The sequence below is a fragment of the Jiangella ureilytica genome, from assembly GCF_004348545.1.
Lineage (GTDB): Bacteria > Actinomycetota > Actinomycetes > Jiangellales > Jiangellaceae > Jiangella > Jiangella ureilytica.
On the sequence record NZ_SMKL01000009.1, the window covers coordinates 76767 to 96282 of the forward strand.

Sequence of the window (19516 nt, forward strand, 5' to 3'; positions counted from 1 at the left end):
CGTGATCGGAGGGCAGCATGCGCAAAGCCGTAGTGATGGCGGCGGGGACGCTCGTCGCGTCCACGCTCGTCGCGGCACCGGGGTTGGCGGCGAACGGAGCACCCGCCGTCCCAGAGGCGGCACCGCCGGATTCGGCGTTCGACAAGGTCACTCTGAACGACACGCCCGGTGAGCCGATGGACCTGGTGGTCCTGCCGGACGGCCGGGTACTGCACACCACCCGCGCCGGCGAGGTGTGGCTGCACGACCCCGAGACGCGGCTGAACACGCTGGCCGCTGACATCCCGGTCTATGAGCACGACGAGGAGGGGCTGCAGAGCATCGCGATCGACCCGGGGTTCGGGAAGACCAACGACTGGATCTATCTCTACTACTCCCCGGTGCTGGACACTCCGCTCGACGACCCGGACACGCCGACCGTCAACGAGGGTGACGCGCCGTTCGACGGCACGCCGGCGGACTGGGAGCCGTTCGAGGGGCACATCACGCTGGCGCGGTTCGAGCTGGTCGGCGATCAGATCGACCTGTCGACCGAGCAGCACATCATGGACGTGCCGGTCGACCGCGGCATCTGCTGCCACGTCGGCGGCGACATCGCGTTCGACGCCGCCGGCCACCTCTACCTCGGCACCGGCGACGACACCAACCCGTTCGAGTCCGACGGGTTCGCGCCCATCGACGAGCGGCCGACCCGCAACCCGGCCTTCGACGCGCAGCGCACGTCGGCCAACACCAACGACCTGCGCGGCAAGGTGCTGCGGATCGTCGTCGGCGAGGACGGCGGCTACTCGATCCCCGAGGGCAACCTGTTCGAGCCCGGCACCGAGGGCACCCGGCCCGAGATCTACGCGATGGGCCTGCGCAACCCGTTCCGCCTCGACGTGCAGCCCGAGACCGGCGCCGTCTACGTCGGCGACTACTCGCCCGACGCGGGTGAGCCCGACCCGGCGCGCGGCCCGGCCGGCCAGGGCAAGTGGACGGTCATCAGCGAGCCGGCCAACTACGGCTGGCCGTACTGCGCGACGGCGGAGCTGCCCTACGTCGACTACGACTTCGCCACCGGCACGTCCGGCGAGCCGTTCGACTGCGCGGCCCCGGTCAACGAGTCGCCGCACAACACCGGCCTCAGGGAGCTGCCCCCGGTCACGCAGCCGGACATCTGGTACGGCTACGACGAGTCCGCCGAGTTCCCCGAGCTCGGCACCGGCGGCATCGGTCCCATGGGCGGCCCGGCGTACGACTTCGACCCGCGCGACACCCGCGGCCGCACGCCGATCGCCTGGCCGGAGTACTACGACGGCGTCCCGCTGGCATACGAGTGGACCCGCGACTGGATCAAGGGCATCCACCTGGACGAGAACGGCGACGTCGTCTCCATCGAGGACTTCATCCCGTCGATCGTCACCGACAACCCCATGGACCTCGAGTGGGGCCCCGACGGCGCCCTCTACGTCCTCGAGTACGGCGACGGCTACTTCGCCGAGAACCCCGACGCGCAGTTGTCGCGCATCGACTACATCGGCGTCGGCGGCAACCACTCGCCGGTGCCGAAGGTGGCGGCCGACGTCACCGAGGGGCACGCGCCCATGGCGGTGCAGTTCTCCAGCGCCGGCACGGCCGACCCCGACGGCGACCGGCTGCGGTACGAATGGGACTTCGACGGCGACGGTAGCGTCGACTCGCGGCTGCGGAACCCGTCGTTCACCTACGAGGAGAACGGCCTGTACCACGCGACGCTGAAGGTCACCGACCTCGGCGGCAAGCACCGTGGCAAGACGGCGTCGGCCGAAATCGACATCATCGTCGGCAACCTCACGCCGCAGGTCGAGTTCGTCACGCCTCAGACCGGCGACACGTTCGCCTTCGGCGACCAGGTTCCGTTCGAGGTGCAGGTCACCGATGACGCGCCGGTCGACTGCTCGCGCGTACGCGTGACCTACATCCTCGGTCACGACGAGCACGGCCACCCGCAGACGACAGCCGTCGGCTGCAGCGGCACGCTCCTGACGACGCTGCCGGGGGGCCACGACCCGGGCGACGGCCTGACCGGCGTCTTCAACGTGACGTACACCGACGATCCGGGTGAGGGCGTTCCCGCCCTGAGCGACAGCGCGGAGGTGGTGCTCACCCCGGAGGGCTGACGTCCTGATCGTCCGGACGCGCACGCCGGCCGGGTTCCCGTCCACGGGGCGGGAACCCGGCCGGTCCGTTTCCACCCGGCCGTGCTGTTGAAACGGTCAACTTTGTCCAATGAAAGTCGGAAGTCCAACGCGAGGATGCGCCAAACATCGGTTTGCTGCTGACCCTTCTGTCGTCCGGTCGCCGGATGTTGCCGAACCGTGACCTCACGGATGTGAGCGCTCACGGACGCGCCGGAGTTTGTTGGCCGACCTGGTCAAACTGCAGCTCAGGGATTATTTGGCCTGGTATGGACCGGATCGCCGAACCGCTCTGCACCGCCCACGGCTCGGGGCCGGCGCCGTCATGTCATCGGCTGGTCACCCGAAGAAACTCGTTCGTAACCCTTGACCTTGAGTGGCCGCGCTTCCTAGTTTGTTGTCCCATCCGACGAACACTCGTGACGCAGGTCACGCAGCGAGAGGGGGCGCGCATGAGTGACAGCTCCGCGCCCGCCGATCAGGTGTTCCTGCGCCGCCACAACCTCGCGATGGTCCTGCGCGACCTGCGCGACGCGGGCCCGCGCTCTCGGGCGCGCATCGCGGCCGACACCGGGCTCAACAAGGCCACCGTCTCCAGCCTGATCGCCGAGCTGGCCGAGCTGGGCCTCGTGCGCGACGGCGTCGTCGAGCGCGGCGGCGGGGTCGGCCGGCCCGGGCAGACCGTCGAGATCGACGGGCGCATCTGCGGCCTGGGCGCCGAGGTCAACGTCGACTACGTCGCGGTCCTCGTGCTCGACCTGCGCGGCGAGGAGGTCAGCTACGTCCGCACCCCGCTCGACGTCCCGCGCCTGGGCGTGGACAGCACGCTGGACGAGCTCGCGGCCGTCATCGCGGCCGCCGTCGACGACGCCGCGGCCCGGGGGCACGACGTCGCCGGCATCACGGTCGGCATCCCGGGCATGGTCGAGACCGCGCCCGGGGTGCTGCGGCACGCCCCCAACGTCGGCTGGCGCGAGGTGCGCATCGCCGACGAGCTCGCCGCCCGCCTCGCCGGCCCGGCCGCGATCATCCGGGTCGACAACGACGCCAACCTCAGCGCGCTGGCCGAGTACACCATGGGCACGTCGGCCGGCACGCTCGACCTCGTCTACGTCACCGGCGAGACCGGCGTCGGCGGCGGCGTCATCTCCGACGGCGTGCTGCTGCGCGGCACCGAGGGCTACGGCGGCGAGATCGGGCACATGCCCATCGGCGACCCCGCCCACCGCTGCGGCTGCGGCAAGCTCGGCTGCTGGGAGACGTCGGTCGGGCTGGCGGCGCTGCTGCGCGAGGTCGCCGACCCCGACGACCCCGTCACCGACCCGTCCGTCGACCTCGAGGTGCGGCTGGCCGAGATCCGCCGCCGCGCCGCCCTGGGCGACGGCCGCACGCTGCGCGGCATCGAGGCGGTCGGCACCGGTCTCGGGCTGGGCGCTGCCATCCTGGTCAACCTGTTCAACCCGCGGGTCATCGTGCTCGGCGGCTACTTCGCCGAGCTGGGTGAGTTCTTCCTGCCGGTCATGGAGACCGAGCTCGACAAGCGCGTCGTCGCCCCGGCCCGCGGAGGCTGCCGCATCGAGCTGTCCTCGCTGGGGTTCACGGCTGCCTGCCGCGGCGGCGCGCACGTCGCACTCGACGCCGTGTTCACCGACCCCGCCGCGGTGGGAACGGCGGCTGCCGACCCCGTCCCCACCCCAATCCCCGGAGGTATGGCGTGAGCGACCCGTTGCTCCAGATGAGCGGCATCGTCAAGGCGTTCCCCGGCGTGCGGGCGCTCGACGGCGTCGACCTCGAGGTCCGCGCCGGCGAGGTGCACTGCCTGCTCGGCCAGAACGGCGCCGGCAAGTCGACCCTGATCAAGGTGCTGTCCGGCGCCCACCAGCCCGACGAGGGCGAGATCCGCTGGCAGGGCGAGGAGATCAGGCTCACTACGCCACTCTCGGCCATGAAACACGGCATCGCGACCATCTACCAGGAGCTCGACCTCGTCGACGGCCTCACCGTCGCCGAGAACATCTACCTGGGCCACGAGTTGTCCTCGGCCGGGTTCGCCCACCGCGGCGAGACGCAGAAGCAGGCCGCCGCGCTGCTGGCCCGGCTCGGCCACTCCGAGATCTCGCCGCGCCGCGAGCTGGGCACGCTGTCGGCGGCCGGCAAGCAGGTCGTCAGCATGGCCCGGGCGCTCTCGCACGACGTCAAGCTGATCATCATGGACGAGCCGTCGGCGGTCCTTGATCAGGAAGAGGTCGCCCGGCTGTTCAAGGTCATCCGCGACCTGCAGTCCGAGGGCGTCGCCGTCGTCTACATCTCGCACCGGCTCGAGGAGATCCGCCAGGTCGGCGACCGCGTCACCGTCCTCAAGGACGGCCGCACCGTCGCCACCGGCCTGCCGGCCCGCGACACCCCGACCCGTGAGCTCACCCGGCTGATGACCGGCCGCGACATCGAGTACGTCTTCCCGCCCCGCGTCTCGCGCGACGGCGACGGCACGGTCGTGCTCTCGGTCGAGAATCTGGCGTCGGGCCGCGCGTTCAGCGGCGTCGACTTCGAGGTCCGGGCCGGCGAGATCGTGGGGCTGGCGGGCCTCGTCGGCTCCGGCCGGTCGGAGATCCTCGAGACCATCTACGGCGCCCGCAGGGCCACCGCCGGCACCGTCACCGTCGACGGCAAGCAGCTGCGCAACGGGCGTGTGCGGGCTGCCGTCGGAGCCGGCGTCGGGCTGTGCCCCGAGGAGCGCAAGAGCCAGGGGCTGCTGCTCGACGAGGCCGTCTACCGCAACGTCAGCCTGGCGACCATGGGGCGCTTCTCCCGCGGCGGCTTCATCAACCGCGGCAGCGAGAAGCGCGCCGCCAGCGAGCACGTGAAGTCGCTCGACGTGCGCCCGACGGGCGTCGAGCGGGCCGTCCGCACTCTGTCGGGCGGCAACCAGCAGAAGGTGGTTCTCGCCAGGTGGCTGCTCCGGGAGTGCCGGGTGCTGCTGCTCGACGAGCCGACGCGAGGGGTCGACGTGGGGGCGCGCAGTGAGATCTACGCGCTCGTCCGCCGGCTCGCGGACGAGGGCGTCGCCGTCGTCCTGGTGAGCAGCGAGGTTCCCGAGGTGCTCGGCCTGGCCGACCGGGTGCTGGTCCTGCGGGAAGGCGTCGTCGTGCACACCGGGCCGGCCGACGACATCGATGAGCACCGGGTCCTCGACCTGGTGATGGAAGGGAGCGCAGCGTGAGCGACCAGACGCCGGCGTCGCCGCCGGCAGGCGCGACGGCCACCACACCACCCGCCGACGAGCATCGCCGCATCGAGGCTGCCGCGGCGGAGGAGGGCGAGACCCGATCCGGCTTCGTCCGGTTCATGAGCAGCCCCTTCGGCCGGAACCTCGGCCTGATCCTGGCGCTGCTCGTGCTGTGCGCCGTGGGCGCCTTCACCGCCGGCGATCGTTTCGTCGACACCGACAACATGGTGACGATCTTGCGGTTCGCCTCCATCATCGGCGTGGTCAGCATCGGCATGACGTTCGTGATCATCGGCGGCGGCATCGACCTCTCTGTCGGCGCCATCGTCGCGCTCTCGTCGGTCTGGGCCACCACCCTGGCCACCCAGACGATGGCCGAAGATACCCACTGGCTGCTCATGGTGTTCGTGGCCTGCGCCGTCGGCGTCGGCTGCGGGCTGGTCAACGGGATCCTCATCGCCTACGGGGGGATGGCGCCGTTCATCGCCACGCTGGCGATGTTCGCCGCCGCCCGCGGCCTGGCCGAGATCATCTCCGAGAAGCGCACGCAGCTCGTGGACGTCCGCGGGCTGGTCGACACCATCAACGGCGAGTTCCTCGGCATCCCGGTGCTCGTCTGGATCTTCGCCGCGGTCAGCACCATCGGCTGGGTGCTGCTCAACCGCACCACGTTCGGCCGGCGCACCATCGCCGTCGGCGGCAACGCGACGGCGGCCCGGCTCGCCGGCATCGCGGTCAAGCGCCACACCGTCCTGCTGTACGTGGTGCTGGGCCTGGCCTGCGGCATCGCCGGGATCATGCTGACCGCCCGCACCGGCACCGGCAGCGGGACCCACGGCCAGCTGTACGAGCTCGATGCGATCGCCGCCGTCGTCATCGGCGGGACGCTGCTCACCGGCGGCCGTGGCACCATCGTCGGCACCATCATCGGGGTCCTGATCTTCACCACGCTGACGAACGTGTTCACGCTGAACAACCTCGACAGCTCCACCCAAGCCGTCGCCAAGGGCGCGATCATCGTGATCGCCGTCCTCCTGCAGCAGCGGGTCTCCGTCCGGAGCGCAGACTCGAGCTGACGTGCGGGGCCGCCGGACCGCGCGGCCCCGTCATCCCCCACTCACCCCCAAGAGCGCACCCACCGGACGGGCTGTCCGGGAACCGAACCGATGACGAGGAGATACCCATGTCCGTACGCACGAATCGGCCGCGACGCCGGTTGCTGACCTCGATGGCCGCCGTGTTCGCGGCCGGGGCCTTCGTAGTGGGCTGCACCAGCAACGAGCCGGAGGAAGAGGACCAGCCGGCCGCCGCCGAGACCGGCGGCGGGGACGACGGCGACGGCGGCAGCGGCAACGACGAGCCGGGCGAGACCGTCGTCATCGGCTTCTCCGGCCCCGAGGCCGACCACGGCTGGCTGGCCGCCGTCAACGACTCCGCCATCGCCGAGGCCGAGAGTTACGAGGACGTCGAGCTGCGCACCGCCGAGGGCACCAACGACGCCAACCTGCAGATCAGCCAGATCGAGACGTTCATCAACGAGGGCGTCGACGCGATCGTGCTGCTGCCGACAGACGGCGCCCAGCTCACCGAGGTGGCCATCCGTGCCATGGAGGCCGGGATCCCGGTCGTCAACGTCGACCGCGAGTTCTCCAGCCCGTTCGCCGCCCGCGCCACCATCCTCGGCGACAACCACGGCATGGGCATCTCGGCCGGCACCTACGCCTGCCAGTTGATCGAGGAGAACGGCATCGCCGACCCGGTGATCGCCGAGATCGCCGGCATCGACTCGCTGCCGCTGACCCAGGACCGGTCCCGTGGCTTCGCCGAGGCACTCGAGGCCTGCGGCCAGGAGGTCGACAACCGCGTCGCCGCCGAGTTCACCGTCGAGTCCGGCGAGGAGCAGGCCGCGAACCTGCTGCAGGCCGCGCCGCAGATCGACATCATCTGGAACCACGACGACGACCAGGGCGTCGGCGTGAAGCAGGCGTTCGACAACGCCGGCCGCGACGAGTTCTTCTTCATCGGCGGCGCCGGTTCCGCGAACGCGATGCAGTGGATCCAGGACGGCGAGATGGAGGCGACCATTCTCTACCCGCCGACCCAGGCCGCCGACGGCATCCGCCTCGCCCGGCTGATCGCGCAGAACAAGGGGATGTCGGACCTGGTCCAGGTCGAGGTGCCGCGCCGCATCGTGCTCAACGCGCCGGTCGTGAACGCCGACAACGTCGAGGACTACCTGCACCTGGGCTTCGAGTCCTGACAGGTCTGGAATCCAGGACGGGTAGAAGAGGAGTGGCGGGGTCGGCGCCGATCCCGCCACACCTCCTCGCCCGTCACCAACGGGGGCACACAACGGAAGGCAACGCACATGACGGTTGACGACACGCCGGCTCTCGGCATCGGCATGGTGGGCTACGCGTTCATGGGGGCGGCCCACTCCCAGGCCTGGCGCAACGCTCCGAGCTTCTTCGACGTGCCGATCGTCCCGCGCCTCGTCGCGCTGGGCGGCCGGAACGCCGAAGCGGCCGGCGACGTCGCCAGACGGTTCGGCTGGGAGAGTGTCGAGACCGACTGGCGGCAGCTCGTCGCGCGCGACGACGTCGGGCTCGTCGACGTCTGCACACCCGGCGACACCCACGCCGAGATCGCGATCGCGGCACTCGAGGCCGGCAAGCACGTCCTCTGCGAGAAGCCACTGGCCAACACCGTCGCCGAGGCCGAGGCCATGGTGGCGGCCGCGGAGAAGGCGGCGGAGTCGGGCGTGCGCAGCCTGGTCGGCTTCACCTACCGGCGGGTCCCCGCCATCGCGCTGGCCCGGCAGCTGGTGGCCGAGGGCCGCGTCGGCCGGATCCACCACGTGCGCGCCCAGTACCTGCAGGACTGGATCGCCGACCCCGATGTGCCGTTGTCGTGGCGGCTGCAGAAGGAGAAGGCCGGCTCCGGCGCGCTAGGCGACATCGGGGCGCACATCATCGACCTGACGCAGTACATCACCGGTGAGCGCATCACCGGGGTCAGCGCGATCCTCGAGACGTTCGTCAGGGAGCGTCCGGTGCCCGAGTCGTTCACCGGTCTCGCCGGCAGCGCGCCGGTCGCGGCCAAGCTGGGCGAGGTCACCGTCGACGACACCGCGGTCTTCCTGGCCCGGTTCACCGGGGGAGCGGTGGCGACGTACGAGGCGACCCGGTTCGCGTCCGGGCGCAAGAACGCCATCCGCATCGAGATCAACGGGTCCAACGGCAGCCTGGCGTTCGACTTCGAGGACATGAACGTCCTCAACGTCTACGACAGCACCGAGGACGCCCGCGTCGCCGGCTTCAAGCGCGTTCTGGTCACCGAGCCCAGCCACCCGTACGTGAGCGCGTGGTGGCCGGCTGGGCACGGGCTCGGCTACGAGCACGCCTTCACGCACCAGGCCGTCGACCTGCTGACGGCGATCGCCGAAGGTCGCGACCCGGCGCCGTCGTTCGCCGACGGGCTCAACATCCAGCGGATCCTGGCCGCCGTCGAGGACAGCGCGGCCGCGGGCAGCGCATGGACGGAGGTGCCCGCACCCGCCTGAGAAACGAGCGGACCGGCACCGGCCGGCACGACACCGAAACACCCGCAGCACTTGCGAGGGCCGAAGTACCACGGGGGGCCGATCCCCGGCACGGAGCGCACGTCCCGTTCCCGACAGTCAGAGGAGACTGTGGTGAGTCATCCCACGCAGCGCACCCGGAGATGGGCGCGTCGATTATTGGCTGCAGGTGTCGCCGTCGTGACGGCGGTGCCGCTGGCGGTCGCCGCCATGGCGCCTCAGGCTGCGGCCCATCCGGGCCACGGCGGCTACTCGATCCTGGTGTTCTCGAAGACGGCGGGCTTCCGGCACGACTCGATCCCCGCGGGCATCGCGGCGATCCAGCAGCTGGGCGTCCAGCACGAGTTCGACGTCACCGCGACCGAGGACGCCGCGGCGTTCACCGACGCCAACCTCGCCCAGTACGACGCCGTCGTCTGGCTGTCCACCACCGGTGACGTCCTCAACGCCGACCAGCAGGCCGCGTTCGAGCGCTACATCCAGGCCGGCGGCGGCTACGCGGGCATCCACTCCGCGTCCGACACCGAGTACAGCTGGCCCTGGTACGGCGAGCTGGTCGGCGCCTACTTCGCCAGCCACCCGCAGAACCAGACCGCGACGGTCAAGGTGGAGGACCCGGCGCACCCGTCGACCCAGCACCTCGATCCGCTCTGGTCGCGCTTCGACGAGTGGTACAACTACCAGTCGAACCCGCGCAGCGACGTGCACGTGCTGACGTCGCTGGACGAGAAGTCCTACTCGCCGGGCGGCGGCGCCATGGGGGCGGACCACCCCATCACCTGGTGCCACGACTACGACGGCGGCCGCTCCTGGTACACCGGCCTCGGCCACACCATCGAGTCCTACTCCGAGCCGGATTTCCTGCAGATGCTGCTCGGCGGCATCGAGACCGCCGCGGGCGTCACCCCGGCCGACTGTGCGGCCAGCCAGCCGGGCAGCCTCGAGAAGGTGACGCTCGACGACACCACCAGCAACCCGATGGAGCTGGCGGTCGCCGACGACGGGCGGGTCTTCTACATCGACCGCAACGGCGCGGTCCGGCTCATCCGGCCGGACGGCTCGGCCACCACCGTCGGCACACTGAGCGTGTACACGGGCCAGGAGTTCGGCCTCATGGGCATCGCCCTGGACCCGGACTTCACGACGAACGGCTGGATCTACCTCACCTATGCCCCGACGGGGAGCGCGGCGATCGACCGGGTGTCGAGGTTCACCCTCACCGGCGAGACGCTGGACCTGGCGAGCGAGACCGTCATCATCGAGTACCCGACCAACCGGGTCGAGTGCTGCCACGCCGGCGGTGCCCTCGAGTTCGACACCGAGGGCAACCTGTACCTCACCACCGGGGACAACACCAACCCGTTCGCGTCCGACGGTTACGCCCCGATCGACGAGAGGCCCGGCCGCGCGCTCTGGGACGCCCAGCGCACCTCGGCGAACACCAACAGCCTCAGCGGCAAGGTGCTGCGGATCACCCCGTCCGACGGCGGCGGCTACACCGTCCCGGCGGGCAACCTGTTCCCGCCCGGCACGGCACAGACCCGTCCGGAGATCTTCGCGATGGGCTTCCGCAACCCGTTCCGCATCGGCCTGGACCCGGCGACGAACAAGCTCCTGGTTGCCGACTACGGTCCCGACAACAGCGCGGCCAGCCCCACCCGTGGGCCCGACGGCCGGGTCGAGTGGAACATCGTCGATCAGCCCGGCTTCTACGGCTGGCCGTACTGCGTCGGCAACAACACCCCGTACATCGACTACGACTTCGCAACCGGCCAGTCCGGCGCGGCGTTCGACTGCGGCGCGCCGGTGAACGACTCGCCGAACAACACCGGCCTGACCCAGCTGCCGGCCGCCATCGAGGCGGAGGTCTGGTACGGCTACTCCACCAACCCGCTGTACCCCGAGATCGGCGGCGGCGGCGCCCCGATGGCCGGCGGCGTCTACCGCTACGACCCCGACCTGGTGTCGGACCGCAAGTGGCCGGCGTACTGGGACGGCAAGGCCATCTTCGCCGAATGGAACCAGGGCAACCTGTACTCGTTCCAGCTCGACGAGACCGGCTCCGACGTCACGGACATCAACGCGGTCTTCCCGGACTGGCCGTTCGCCCGGCCGCACGCGCTGCAGTGGGGCCCCGACGGCGCGCTGTACGTCATCGAGTGGGGCAGCGGCTTCGGCGGCAACAACGCCGACTCCGGCGTCTACCGCATCGACTACGTCCAGGGCACGCGCGCCCCGGTGGCCCGCATCGACGCCAGCGCGACCTCCGGCCCGCTGCCGCTCGAGGTGGCCTTCGACGGCACCGCGTCGATCGACCCCGAGGGCGGGCCGATCACCTACGCCTGGGACTTCGACGGCGACGGCACCACCGACTCCACCGAGGCGGAGGCGTCGTACACGTACACCACAGCCGGCGACTACACCGTCGCGCTCACCGTCACCGACGGCGACGGTCTGCAGGACGTCGCGAACGTCGAGATCGCGGCCGGCAACACCGCCCCCGAGGTCGACGTCGCGTGGCCGCCGAACGGCGGGTTCTTCGAGTTCGGCGACACCATTCGCTACGAGGTGAGCGCCACCGATGCCGAGGACGGCCAGGGCGAGTGCCCGCGGATCGTCACCCAGCCGGCGCTCGGGCACGACGAGCACTCCCACGAGTACGCCGAGTACTTCGGCTGCGAAGGGGTGTTCCCGCTGCCCGGCGACTCCGGCCACGTCGGAGCGAACATCTTCGGCACCGTCACCGTCACCTACACCGACAACGGCGCTCCGAATGTCAGCCCGCTGACCAGCCAGGAGGTCCTGATCCTGCAGCCGAAGCGGCGCGAGGCCGAGCACTTCGACCTCACCGGCCGGCTGCCGGGCTCCACGTCGGGCGGCGACCCGGGCGTGCAGCGCGAGACCACCGGCGACGTCCTGGGCGGCACCCAGAACATCGGCTTCATCGAGCCCGGCGACTGGTGGGCCTGGGAGCCGATGAACCTCACCAACATCGACAGCATCACGCTGCGGGCGGCGACGCCCACCGGCGCGTCGACGGTCGAGGTGCGCACCGGCTCGCCGACCGGCTCGACGGTGGCCACCATCGTCGTCGAGCCCACGGGCGCCTGGCAGACCTACGACTACTTCACGGGCGAGGTCAGCGGCGAGACCGCCGACGACAGCGGCCCGCTGTACTTCGTCAACGTCTCCGGCGGCCTGAACGTCAACTGGATCGACTTCGACGGCAAGGGCGTCACCGACAATCAGCGGCCCGACCTCGAGCTCACCGCGACCCCGACCAGCGGGACCGTCCCGCTCGAGGTCGCCTTCGAGGCCAGCGCCACCGACCCCGAGGGCGACGACCCGCTCACGTACGCGTGGGTCTTCGGCGACGGCGGCACGGCCACCGGCCCGACGGCGTCGCACATCTACACCGAGGCGGGCACCTACGACGCCTCCGTGACGGTGACCGACGCGCGCGGCGCCGCGGCGACCGAGCACGTCAGCATCGAGGTCGAGCCGGACGTCTCGGAGCCGCCGGTCTGCCTGGACGGGCGCTCCGACGGGTTCGACGGCACCTCGCTGAACCGCGACCGCTGGACCACGGTGATCCGTGAGAACCAGGATCTCGTGATCGAGGACGGCCACCTCGTGCTGCCGACGACGAGCACCGACATCTACGGCACCAACAACACGAACACGCCGAACATCGTCCTGCAGGACCTGCCGGACGGGCCGTTCACGGCGACCGCGAAGCTGACCATGCAGGCCTACCGGGCCTACCAGCAGGCCGGCCTGATCATCTACGGCGACGACGACAACTACGCCAAGATGGTGCTCGAGGGCCGCGACACCGGCACCACCAACCCGGCCGCGCGCATCTTCCAGTTCATCCGCGAGGAGAACGGGGCGCCCAACGAGGTCGGCGAGAGCAACACCGCCAACCTGGGTGCGGCCTACCCCGACACCGTCTGGGTGCGCTACATCAGCGACGGCAGCAACCTGCGCGCCGCGTACAGCTCCGACGGCGTGAACTTCACCGAGATGCCGCAGACGAAGAGCCTGGCCGGCATCAACGACCCGAAGATCGGCCTGGTCGCGCTGGCCGGCACCGGTCAGCCGGTCACCGAGGTGCAGTTCGACTCGTTCCACATCACGCCCGACGACACCGCCACGGCGCCGGAGCCGAACGACGAGTTCGCCGGATCGACGCTCGACGGCTGCCGCTGGACCGTGCTGCGGCCGGACGAGACGGCCTACCGGGTCGCCGGCGGCAAGCTGGAGATCGACACCCCGAACGGCGACATCTACACCGGCAACACCGACCCGCTGCCGGGGAACTTCATGCTCCAGCCGGCGCCCGAGGGCGACGAGTGGACCATCGAGACGCAGGTCGACGCGTCCGCGCTGGTCGAGCAGTACCAGCAGGGCGGCCTGATCGTCCACGGCGACGACGACAACTACGTCAAGTTCGACTTCGTGGTCGACAACCCGGCCGGCCAGCCGGTGGCGCGCCGCATCGAGCTGCGCAGCGAGGTCGGCGCCGTCATCCAGAACCCGCAGCCCCAGGTCACCGCGCTCACCCAGGGCGTGTGGCACCTGCGGCTGTCCCGGTCCGGCGACAGCTACACCGGCGCCTACAGCGCCGACGGCCAGACCTGGACCCAGCTGGGCGAGGCGGTCACCAACACCGCGCTGTCGTCCGGCGACGTGCGGGTCGGCCTGTTCGCCATCGGCACCTCGCAGTCGGAGCCGCAGACGGTGACGTACGAGTACTTCCGCGTCACCGGCGGCCAGGAGGTGTGCGAGCCGACGGCGCCCGAGGAGGGCTACACGAGCCTCTTCGACGGCACCGAGGCCAGCCTCGAAGGCTGGGAGATGGCCGGTCCCGGCGGGTTCGCGCTGACCGAGGACTGCACCCTGCTGTCCGAGGGCGGCATGGGCCTGTACTGGTACGCGGCCGACTCCTACGAGGACTACAGCCTCAAGCTGGACTGGATGATGCCGGGCGACGACAACTCCGGTGTCTTCGTCGGGTTCCCGGACCCGGGCGACGACCCGTGGGTCGCCGTCAACCAGGGCCACGAGATCCAGATCGACGCCACGGACGCCGCCGACCGCACCACCGGTGCGATCTACGCGTTCCAAGGCGCCGACCAGGCCGCTCGCGACGCCGCCCTGAACCCGCCGGGGGAGTGGAACGAGTACGAGATCGTGGTCCAGGGCGACCGGATCCGGGTCTACCTCAACGGTGAGCTGATCAACGACTACACCGACACCGACCCGAACCGGATGAACCAGCCCAGCTTCATCGGCATCCAGAACCACGGTGCGGCGGACCAGAACTACTTCCGCAACATCCGCATCCAGGAGCTCGTCGACGAGACGGCGCCGGCGGTCGAGGTCACCCTCGACCCGGCCGAGCCGACCGGCCAGAACGGCTGGTGGACCGGCCCGGTCACCGTCACGGCGGTCGGGTCCGACGACGGTGGCGGCGAGGTCGCCCTCGACTACCGCATCGGCGGCGGCGACTGGACGCCGTACACCGGCGGGGTCGTGGTCGACGCCGACGGCGAGCACGCGCTGGAGTTCCGCGGCACCGACGCGGCCGGCAACGTGTCCGAGCCGGTGGCGGCCACCGTCCGCAAGGACGCCACTCCGCCGGTCACCACCGCCACGCTCGGCGACGGCGCCGGCAGCTCCGTCGACGTCACGCTCGCGGCCACCGACGCCACCTCCGGCGTCGAGGTCACCGAGTGGGCGCTCGACGGCGGCGACTGGACCGCGTACGACGGCCCGGTGAACGTGAGCGGCGACGGCGAGCACGAGCTGCTGTACCGCTCCACCGACGCCGCCGGCAACGTCGAGGACACCAAGGCGGTCACCGTCACCGTCGACGGGTCGGCGCCGGTCCTCTCGGTCAGCGGCATCGCGCACGGCCAGCTCTACGGCGACAGCCAGAACCTGACCGTCACCTGGACGGCGACCGACAACGGACCGGTGACCGTCACCGGGACGCTCGACGGCGCGGCCATCCAGTCCGGCGCCGTCATCCGGCTGCACGCCATCCCGCTGGGCCTGCACGAGCTGGTCGTCGAGGCGACCGACTCGGCCGGCAACAGCACCGTCCAGGAAGTGGTGTTCTTCTCCACCACGTCGTTCGCCGACATGGAGAGCCTGATCACCCAGTTCCAGACGGCCGGCACGATCACGTCGCAGGTGGCCAAGGACCTGCAGAAGTCGCTGGCCACCGCCCGCCGTCAGGAGGGCATGGGCCGCGAGGACCGGGCCGTGATCGCGCTGGAGGCGTTCAAGAGCACCGTCAACGCCAAGGTCACCGACGCGGGGGCGAAGAACACCCTGCTGCGGGACGCCGACGCGATGATCATCCGGCTCGGCGGCACCCCCCGGCAGGCGGCCGCGGGCGTCCGGGCCAATGGCGGTGAAGATCTGGCCGGAACGGGACGTCTCGACGGCGACCCCGTCCGTACAGAGGGCAGGGAGTTGCCCGCCACCGAGTAACCGTCCTCCACCCCCCTGAAGAGGAGACGTCACCATGAGAGTTCACCTGCCGCCCGGCGCACCGCGCCGGAACGGAACCCGCGACCAGGGCACCTCGGCCCTGCCCCGGATCGACGGGCCGGGCTCTCGTGGTCGACGGGGAGCCGGCACTAGCCGGTTCCCGGCCCCGGTGCCGGAGCGACGCGCTCCGCGCCGGCACCGGGGCGCCACCTTCGTGACCGGTTCGATCACGGTCGAGGGGGCGGGCGCATGAGCGGCGTCGGCATCTGGTTCGTCGGGGCCCGTGGCTCCGTGGCCACCACGACCACCGTAGGGCTGCTGGCCATCCGGTCCCGGCTCGCCGGGCACACCGGCATGGTGTCGGAGCTGCCGGAGGTCGCGGCGGCCGGGCTCGCGCCGCTCGACGGCGTCGTCATCGGCGGCCACGAGGTCGCCGAGGGAACGCTGGGCAAGCGGGCCGAGGAACTGAGCGCGGGCGGGGTCTTCCCGCCCGCGCTGGCCACCGTCCTGGCCGGCGACCTGGCCGCCGCCGACGAGCGGATCCGGCCGGGCGTCATCGCCGGCCAGGGGACGCAGCGCTCGGCGGCGGACCGGGTCGAGGCCGAGCTGCGGGCGTTCCGCGACGACCACGGCCTCGACCGCGTGGTCGTCGTCGACGTCTCCAGCACCGAGCCGCCGGTCGACGGCGACGAGCCGGCCCTGGCGTCGATCGACGCGCTCGAGGCGGCGCTGGACGCGGGCCGGTCGCCGCTGCCCGGCAGCTCGCTCTACGCCTACGCGGCGTTCAAGGCCGGTTGCCCGTACGTCGCGTTCACCCCCAGCCCGGGGCCGCGGGTGCCGGCGCTGCTGGCGCTGGCTCTCGAGCGGGGCGTGCCGTGGGCCGGGTCCGACGCCAAGACCGGCGAGACCCTGGTCAAGACCGTGCTCGGGCCGATGTTCGCGATGCGCGCGCTGAAGGTGCGCTCCTGGTCGTCGGTCAACCTGCTGGGCGGCGGCGACGGGCAGACGCTCGCCGACCCGACCAACGCGGCCAGCAAGATCGCCACCAAGGCGAACGGCCTCGAGGCGATCCTCGGGCACCCGGTCGACGGGCCGCTGCACATCGACTACGTGCCCGACCTCGGCGACTGGAAGACCGCCTGGGACCTGGTGTCGTTCGAGGGCTTCCTGGGCACCCGTATGACCATGCAGTTCACCTGGTCCGGCTGCGACTCCTCGCTGGCCGCGCCGCTGGTCCTGGACCTCGTCCGGCTGGTCGCGCGAGCGCACGAGCTGGGCGCCGCCGGACCGGTCCAGGAGTTCGGGTTCTTCTTCAAGGACCCCGCCGGCAGCGACGTGCACGCGCTCAGCACGCAGTGGGCGGCGCTGGCGGACTGGTGTGCGCGGGCGGGCCAGGGCGCCCTATGAGGTTCCGCGACGTCGTCGAACTGGTGCGGGCGCCCGCGGCGCTCACGGTGCCGGGCGACTCGCTGGCCGGCGCGGCCGCGGCCGGGTTCCCGTACGGGGCCCGGACCGCGGTCACGCCGCTCGCCTCGGCCTGCCTCTACTGGGCCGGCATGGCCCTCAACGACTACGCCGACCGCGACCTGGACAGGCTGGAGCGGCCGGAACGCCCGATCCCGTCCGGCCGGGTCACGCCGTCGCAGGCCCTGGGACTGGCGGCCGGGCTGACGGCGGCCGGCCTCGGCTTGGCGGCGGCCGCCGGCGGACGGCCGGCGCTGCGGGTCGCGGTCCCGCTGGCGGCGACGGTGTGGGCGTACGACCTGCTGGTCAAGCCGACACCAGCCGGCCCCGTCGCCATGGCGGCGGCCCGGGGGCTCGACGTGCTGCTCGGCGCGGGCGGGCGGGAACGCGCCGCTGCGCTGCCCGCGCTGGCGGTCGCGGTGCACACCGCCGGCGTGACGGTGCTCAGCCGCGGCGAGGTCCACGGCGCGTCGCCGTCGTCGGGCCGGTTCGCGGTCGGTGCGACGGCGGCGGCGTCGCTCGCCGCCGCGCTGCCGGCCCTCCGCCGGGCCGCGGTGCCATCAGGCGCCGCCTCTGTCCGGTCCGTCGGCCCGGCTCTGTCCGCGGTCCACCCGGCTCTGTCCGCCGTCCACCCGGCTCTGTCCGCCGTCGCCCCGGACCGTTCGTCGCGCTGGAGCTCTGCCGTCGGTTCCGACCGCAGACCTCTCACGCGCGTGAGCGCTTTGCCGTCGGACACGACCGCAGACCTCCAGCGGGGCAACAGGCGGTTCCTACCTGCGGGTTCGGCCCGCGGGCTGGCGGCCGCCGGATTCGCCGGGGTGTACGCGGCGACCGTGGGCCGGGCGCAGCTGGGCGCGGCCAGGCAGCCCGACGCCGCCACCGTCCGCTCCGCCACCGGGGCCGGGGTGCGCGGCGTCATCCCGCTGCAGTCGGCGTTGCTGGCCCGGGCCGGGGCGGTCGTGCTGGCCGGCGCCGTCGTCGGGATCGGGCCGGCCGTCCGGGCGCTCTCGAAGGTGGTGTCGCCGACATGAGCGGGTCTCTCAGATTCGGCTACGGGACCAACGGGTTCGGTAGCCATCGGCTGGACGACGCGCTCGCCGTCATCGCCGGTCTCGGCTACGAGGGCGTCGCCCTCACCGTCGACCACCCGCACCTGGACCCGTACGCGCCGAACCTGTCCGCCCGCACCATCGCCGTCGGGCAGCGGCTGGCGGAGCTGGACCTCGCCGTCGTCATCGAGACCGGCGCCCGGTACGTGCTCGACCCGTGGCGCAAGCACGAGCCGAACCTGGTCTCCGACGCCGGGCGGGAGCGCCGGGTCGACCTGCTGTGCCGGGCGGTCCGCATCGGCGCCGAGCTGGGCGCCGAGGCCGTGTCGTTCTGGTCCGGCACCCTGCCCGGCGGTGTCAGTACCGACGAGGGCTGGCGGCGGGTGACGTCCGGCGTCGCGGCGGTGCTCGAGGAGGCGGACCGGCGCGGCATGGTCTGCGCGTTCGAGCCGGAGCCGGGGATGTTCGTCGACACCGTCGCCGGGGTGCTCGAGCTGCGCAAGCGCCTCGGCGACCCCGAGGGCCTGCGGGTCACGCTCGACATCGGACACGTCGTCGCGAACGAGACGGGCACCGTCGCCGACTGCGTCCACCAGGCCGGGGACCTGCTGGCGAACGTGCAGCTCGACGACATGGTCGAGGGCGTGCACGAGCATCTGGAGTTCGGCGAGGGCGAGGTCGACCTGCCGGCGGCGCTGGGCGCGCTCATCGACGTCGGGTACGGAGGGCTCGCCGCCGTCGAGCTGCCGCGGCACGGGCACGCCGCGCCCGCCGTCGCTCGGAGATCGCTGGACGTCCTGCGCGCCGCCGAGGCGCAGGCACTCGCCACACGTACGGGACACGGGGGAGAGGAGGCAACATCATGAGCGCGACGATCGAACGCACGGCTCCGCACCTCGACGACGCCGCCCGGGGGCGGCTGGCCGCGCTGGTCGCGGAGGTCGAGGCGGACCCGGCACGGATCTCGGTGCTGTTCCCCGCGGTCGCCCGCACGGTGGCCCGCGGACCTTCCAACCCGGCCGACCCGGACGGGCTGCGCAGCCCGCGCCTGGAGGACGAGGCCCGGACGGCGCTGCTGGTGGCCGCCGCGGACGCCTGGAGCGAGGAGCCGGGCAGGCTCGTCGACGAGGTCGGCCAGCTGTACCGGTTCGGCGACGCCGACGAGAAACGGGCCGTGCTGCGGGCGCTGCCCGTCCTGGACATCGCCGACGCCGGGCTGCCGCTGGTGGCCGACGCACTGCGCACCAACGACGTCCGGCTGGTCGCCGCGGCGCTCGGCCCGTACGCCGCCCGGCACCTCGACGCCGCGTCCTGGCGGCAGGGCGTGCTGAAGTGCCTGTTCGTCGGCGTGCCGCTGGACGCCGTCGCCGACCTCGACGCCCGCACCGACGAGGAGCTGGCCCGCATGGTCGCCGACTACGGCAACGAGCGGGCGGCCGCGGGTCGGTCCGTCCCCACCGACGCCTGGCGCATCCTCGGCCGTCATCCCGAAGCCGTGGCCGGCCGGTTCCCCGTCCCCTCCGAGGAGGACTGA

General features: G+C 71.9%; 11 protein-coding genes. All 11 read left to right on the plus strand.

Annotated features, from left to right (window positions below):
• The first annotated feature begins 17 nt into the window (after window positions 1-17).
• The 11 genes from E1212_RS05865 (at window position 18) to E1212_RS05915 (ending at window position 19516) form a co-directional block, all read left to right on the plus strand.
• Window positions 18-2141, plus strand: coding sequence for a PQQ-dependent sugar dehydrogenase (locus E1212_RS05865; protein ID WP_203416462.1), 2124 nt, complete (start codon window positions 18-20; stop codon window positions 2139-2141).
• 470 nt (window positions 2142-2611) lie between these two features.
• Complete coding sequence (locus E1212_RS05870; RefSeq protein WP_131980281.1) at window positions 2612-3877, plus strand: ROK family transcriptional regulator; 1266 nt, start codon at window positions 2612-2614, stop codon at window positions 3875-3877.
• Between the two features lie 17 nt (window positions 3878-3894).
• On the plus strand, window positions 3895-5379 hold the full coding sequence (locus E1212_RS05875; protein WP_131980343.1) for a sugar ABC transporter ATP-binding protein: 1485 nt from the start codon (window positions 3895-3897) through the stop codon (window positions 5377-5379).
• On the plus strand, window positions 5376-6461 hold the full coding sequence (locus tag E1212_RS05880) for an ABC transporter permease (protein ID WP_238992258.1): 1086 nt from the start codon (window positions 5376-5378) through the stop codon (window positions 6459-6461). The genes E1212_RS05875 and E1212_RS05880 overlap by 4 nt, the downstream gene beginning before the upstream one ends.
• A gap of 107 nt (window positions 6462-6568) precedes the next feature.
• Entirely contained in the window at window positions 6569-7645 is a 1077-nt protein-coding gene (locus E1212_RS05885; RefSeq protein WP_131980283.1) for a substrate-binding domain-containing protein, read from the plus strand.
• Between the two features lie 108 nt (window positions 7646-7753).
• Window positions 7754-8947 carry a Gfo/Idh/MocA family protein gene (locus E1212_RS05890; RefSeq protein ID WP_203416464.1) on the plus strand — a complete coding sequence of 398 codons (1194 nt, stop codon included), beginning with the start codon at window positions 7754-7756 and terminating at the stop codon, window positions 8945-8947.
• 228 nt (window positions 8948-9175) lie between these two features.
• Window positions 9176-15469 carry a ThuA domain-containing protein gene (locus E1212_RS30705; protein WP_420814359.1) on the plus strand — a complete coding sequence of 2098 codons (6294 nt, stop codon included), beginning with the start codon at window positions 9176-9178 and terminating at the stop codon, window positions 15467-15469.
• Window positions 15470-15718: 249 nt separating this feature from the next.
• Window positions 15719-16876, plus strand: a complete 1158-nt coding sequence (locus E1212_RS05900) for an inositol-3-phosphate synthase (protein WP_131980285.1) — start codon at window positions 15719-15721, stop codon at window positions 16874-16876.
• A complete protein-coding gene (locus E1212_RS05905; RefSeq protein WP_131980287.1) occupies window positions 16873-17964 on the plus strand; it encodes an SCO3242 family prenyltransferase in 1092 nt (363 codons plus the stop codon). The genes E1212_RS05900 and E1212_RS05905 overlap by 4 nt, the downstream gene beginning before the upstream one ends.
• Window positions 17961-18848, plus strand: coding sequence for a sugar phosphate isomerase/epimerase family protein (locus tag E1212_RS05910; RefSeq protein ID WP_131980289.1), 888 nt, complete (start codon window positions 17961-17963; stop codon window positions 18846-18848). The genes E1212_RS05905 and E1212_RS05910 overlap by 4 nt, the downstream gene beginning before the upstream one ends.
• Window positions 18845-19516 carry an EboA domain-containing protein gene (locus E1212_RS05915; RefSeq protein WP_131980291.1) on the plus strand — a complete coding sequence of 224 codons (672 nt, stop codon included), beginning with the start codon at window positions 18845-18847 and terminating at the stop codon, window positions 19514-19516. Before E1212_RS05910 ends, E1212_RS05915 begins: the two co-directional genes overlap by 4 nt.

What these genes read in the sequence shown, in the direction of transcription:
- E1212_RS05915 (WP_131980291.1), top strand. Translation starts at nt 18,845, where the DNA reads ATGAGCGCGACGATCGAACGCACGGCTCCGCACCTCGACGACGCCGCC.
- E1212_RS05900 (WP_131980285.1), top strand. Translation starts at nt 15,719, where the DNA reads ATGAGCGGCGTCGGCATCTGGTTCGTCGGGGCCCGTGGCTCCGTGGCC.
- E1212_RS05885 (WP_131980283.1), top strand. Translation starts at nt 6,569, where the DNA reads ATGTCCGTACGCACGAATCGGCCGCGACGCCGGTTGCTGACCTCGATG.
- E1212_RS05870 (WP_131980281.1), top strand. Translation starts at nt 2,612, where the DNA reads ATGAGTGACAGCTCCGCGCCCGCCGATCAGGTGTTCCTGCGCCGCCAC.
- E1212_RS05865 (WP_203416462.1), top strand. Translation starts at nt 18, where the DNA reads ATGCGCAAAGCCGTAGTGATGGCGGCGGGGACGCTCGTCGCGTCCACG.
- E1212_RS05890 (WP_203416464.1), top strand. Translation starts at nt 7,754, where the DNA reads ATGACGGTTGACGACACGCCGGCTCTCGGCATCGGCATGGTGGGCTAC.
- E1212_RS30705 (WP_420814359.1), top strand. Translation starts at nt 9,176, where the DNA reads ATGGCGCCTCAGGCTGCGGCCCATCCGGGCCACGGCGGCTACTCGATC.
- E1212_RS05910 (WP_131980289.1), top strand. Translation starts at nt 17,961, where the DNA reads ATGAGCGGGTCTCTCAGATTCGGCTACGGGACCAACGGGTTCGGTAGC.
- E1212_RS05875 (WP_131980343.1), top strand. Translation starts at nt 3,895, where the DNA reads ATGAGCGGCATCGTCAAGGCGTTCCCCGGCGTGCGGGCGCTCGACGGC.
- E1212_RS05905 (WP_131980287.1), top strand. Translation starts at nt 16,873, where the DNA reads ATGAGGTTCCGCGACGTCGTCGAACTGGTGCGGGCGCCCGCGGCGCTC.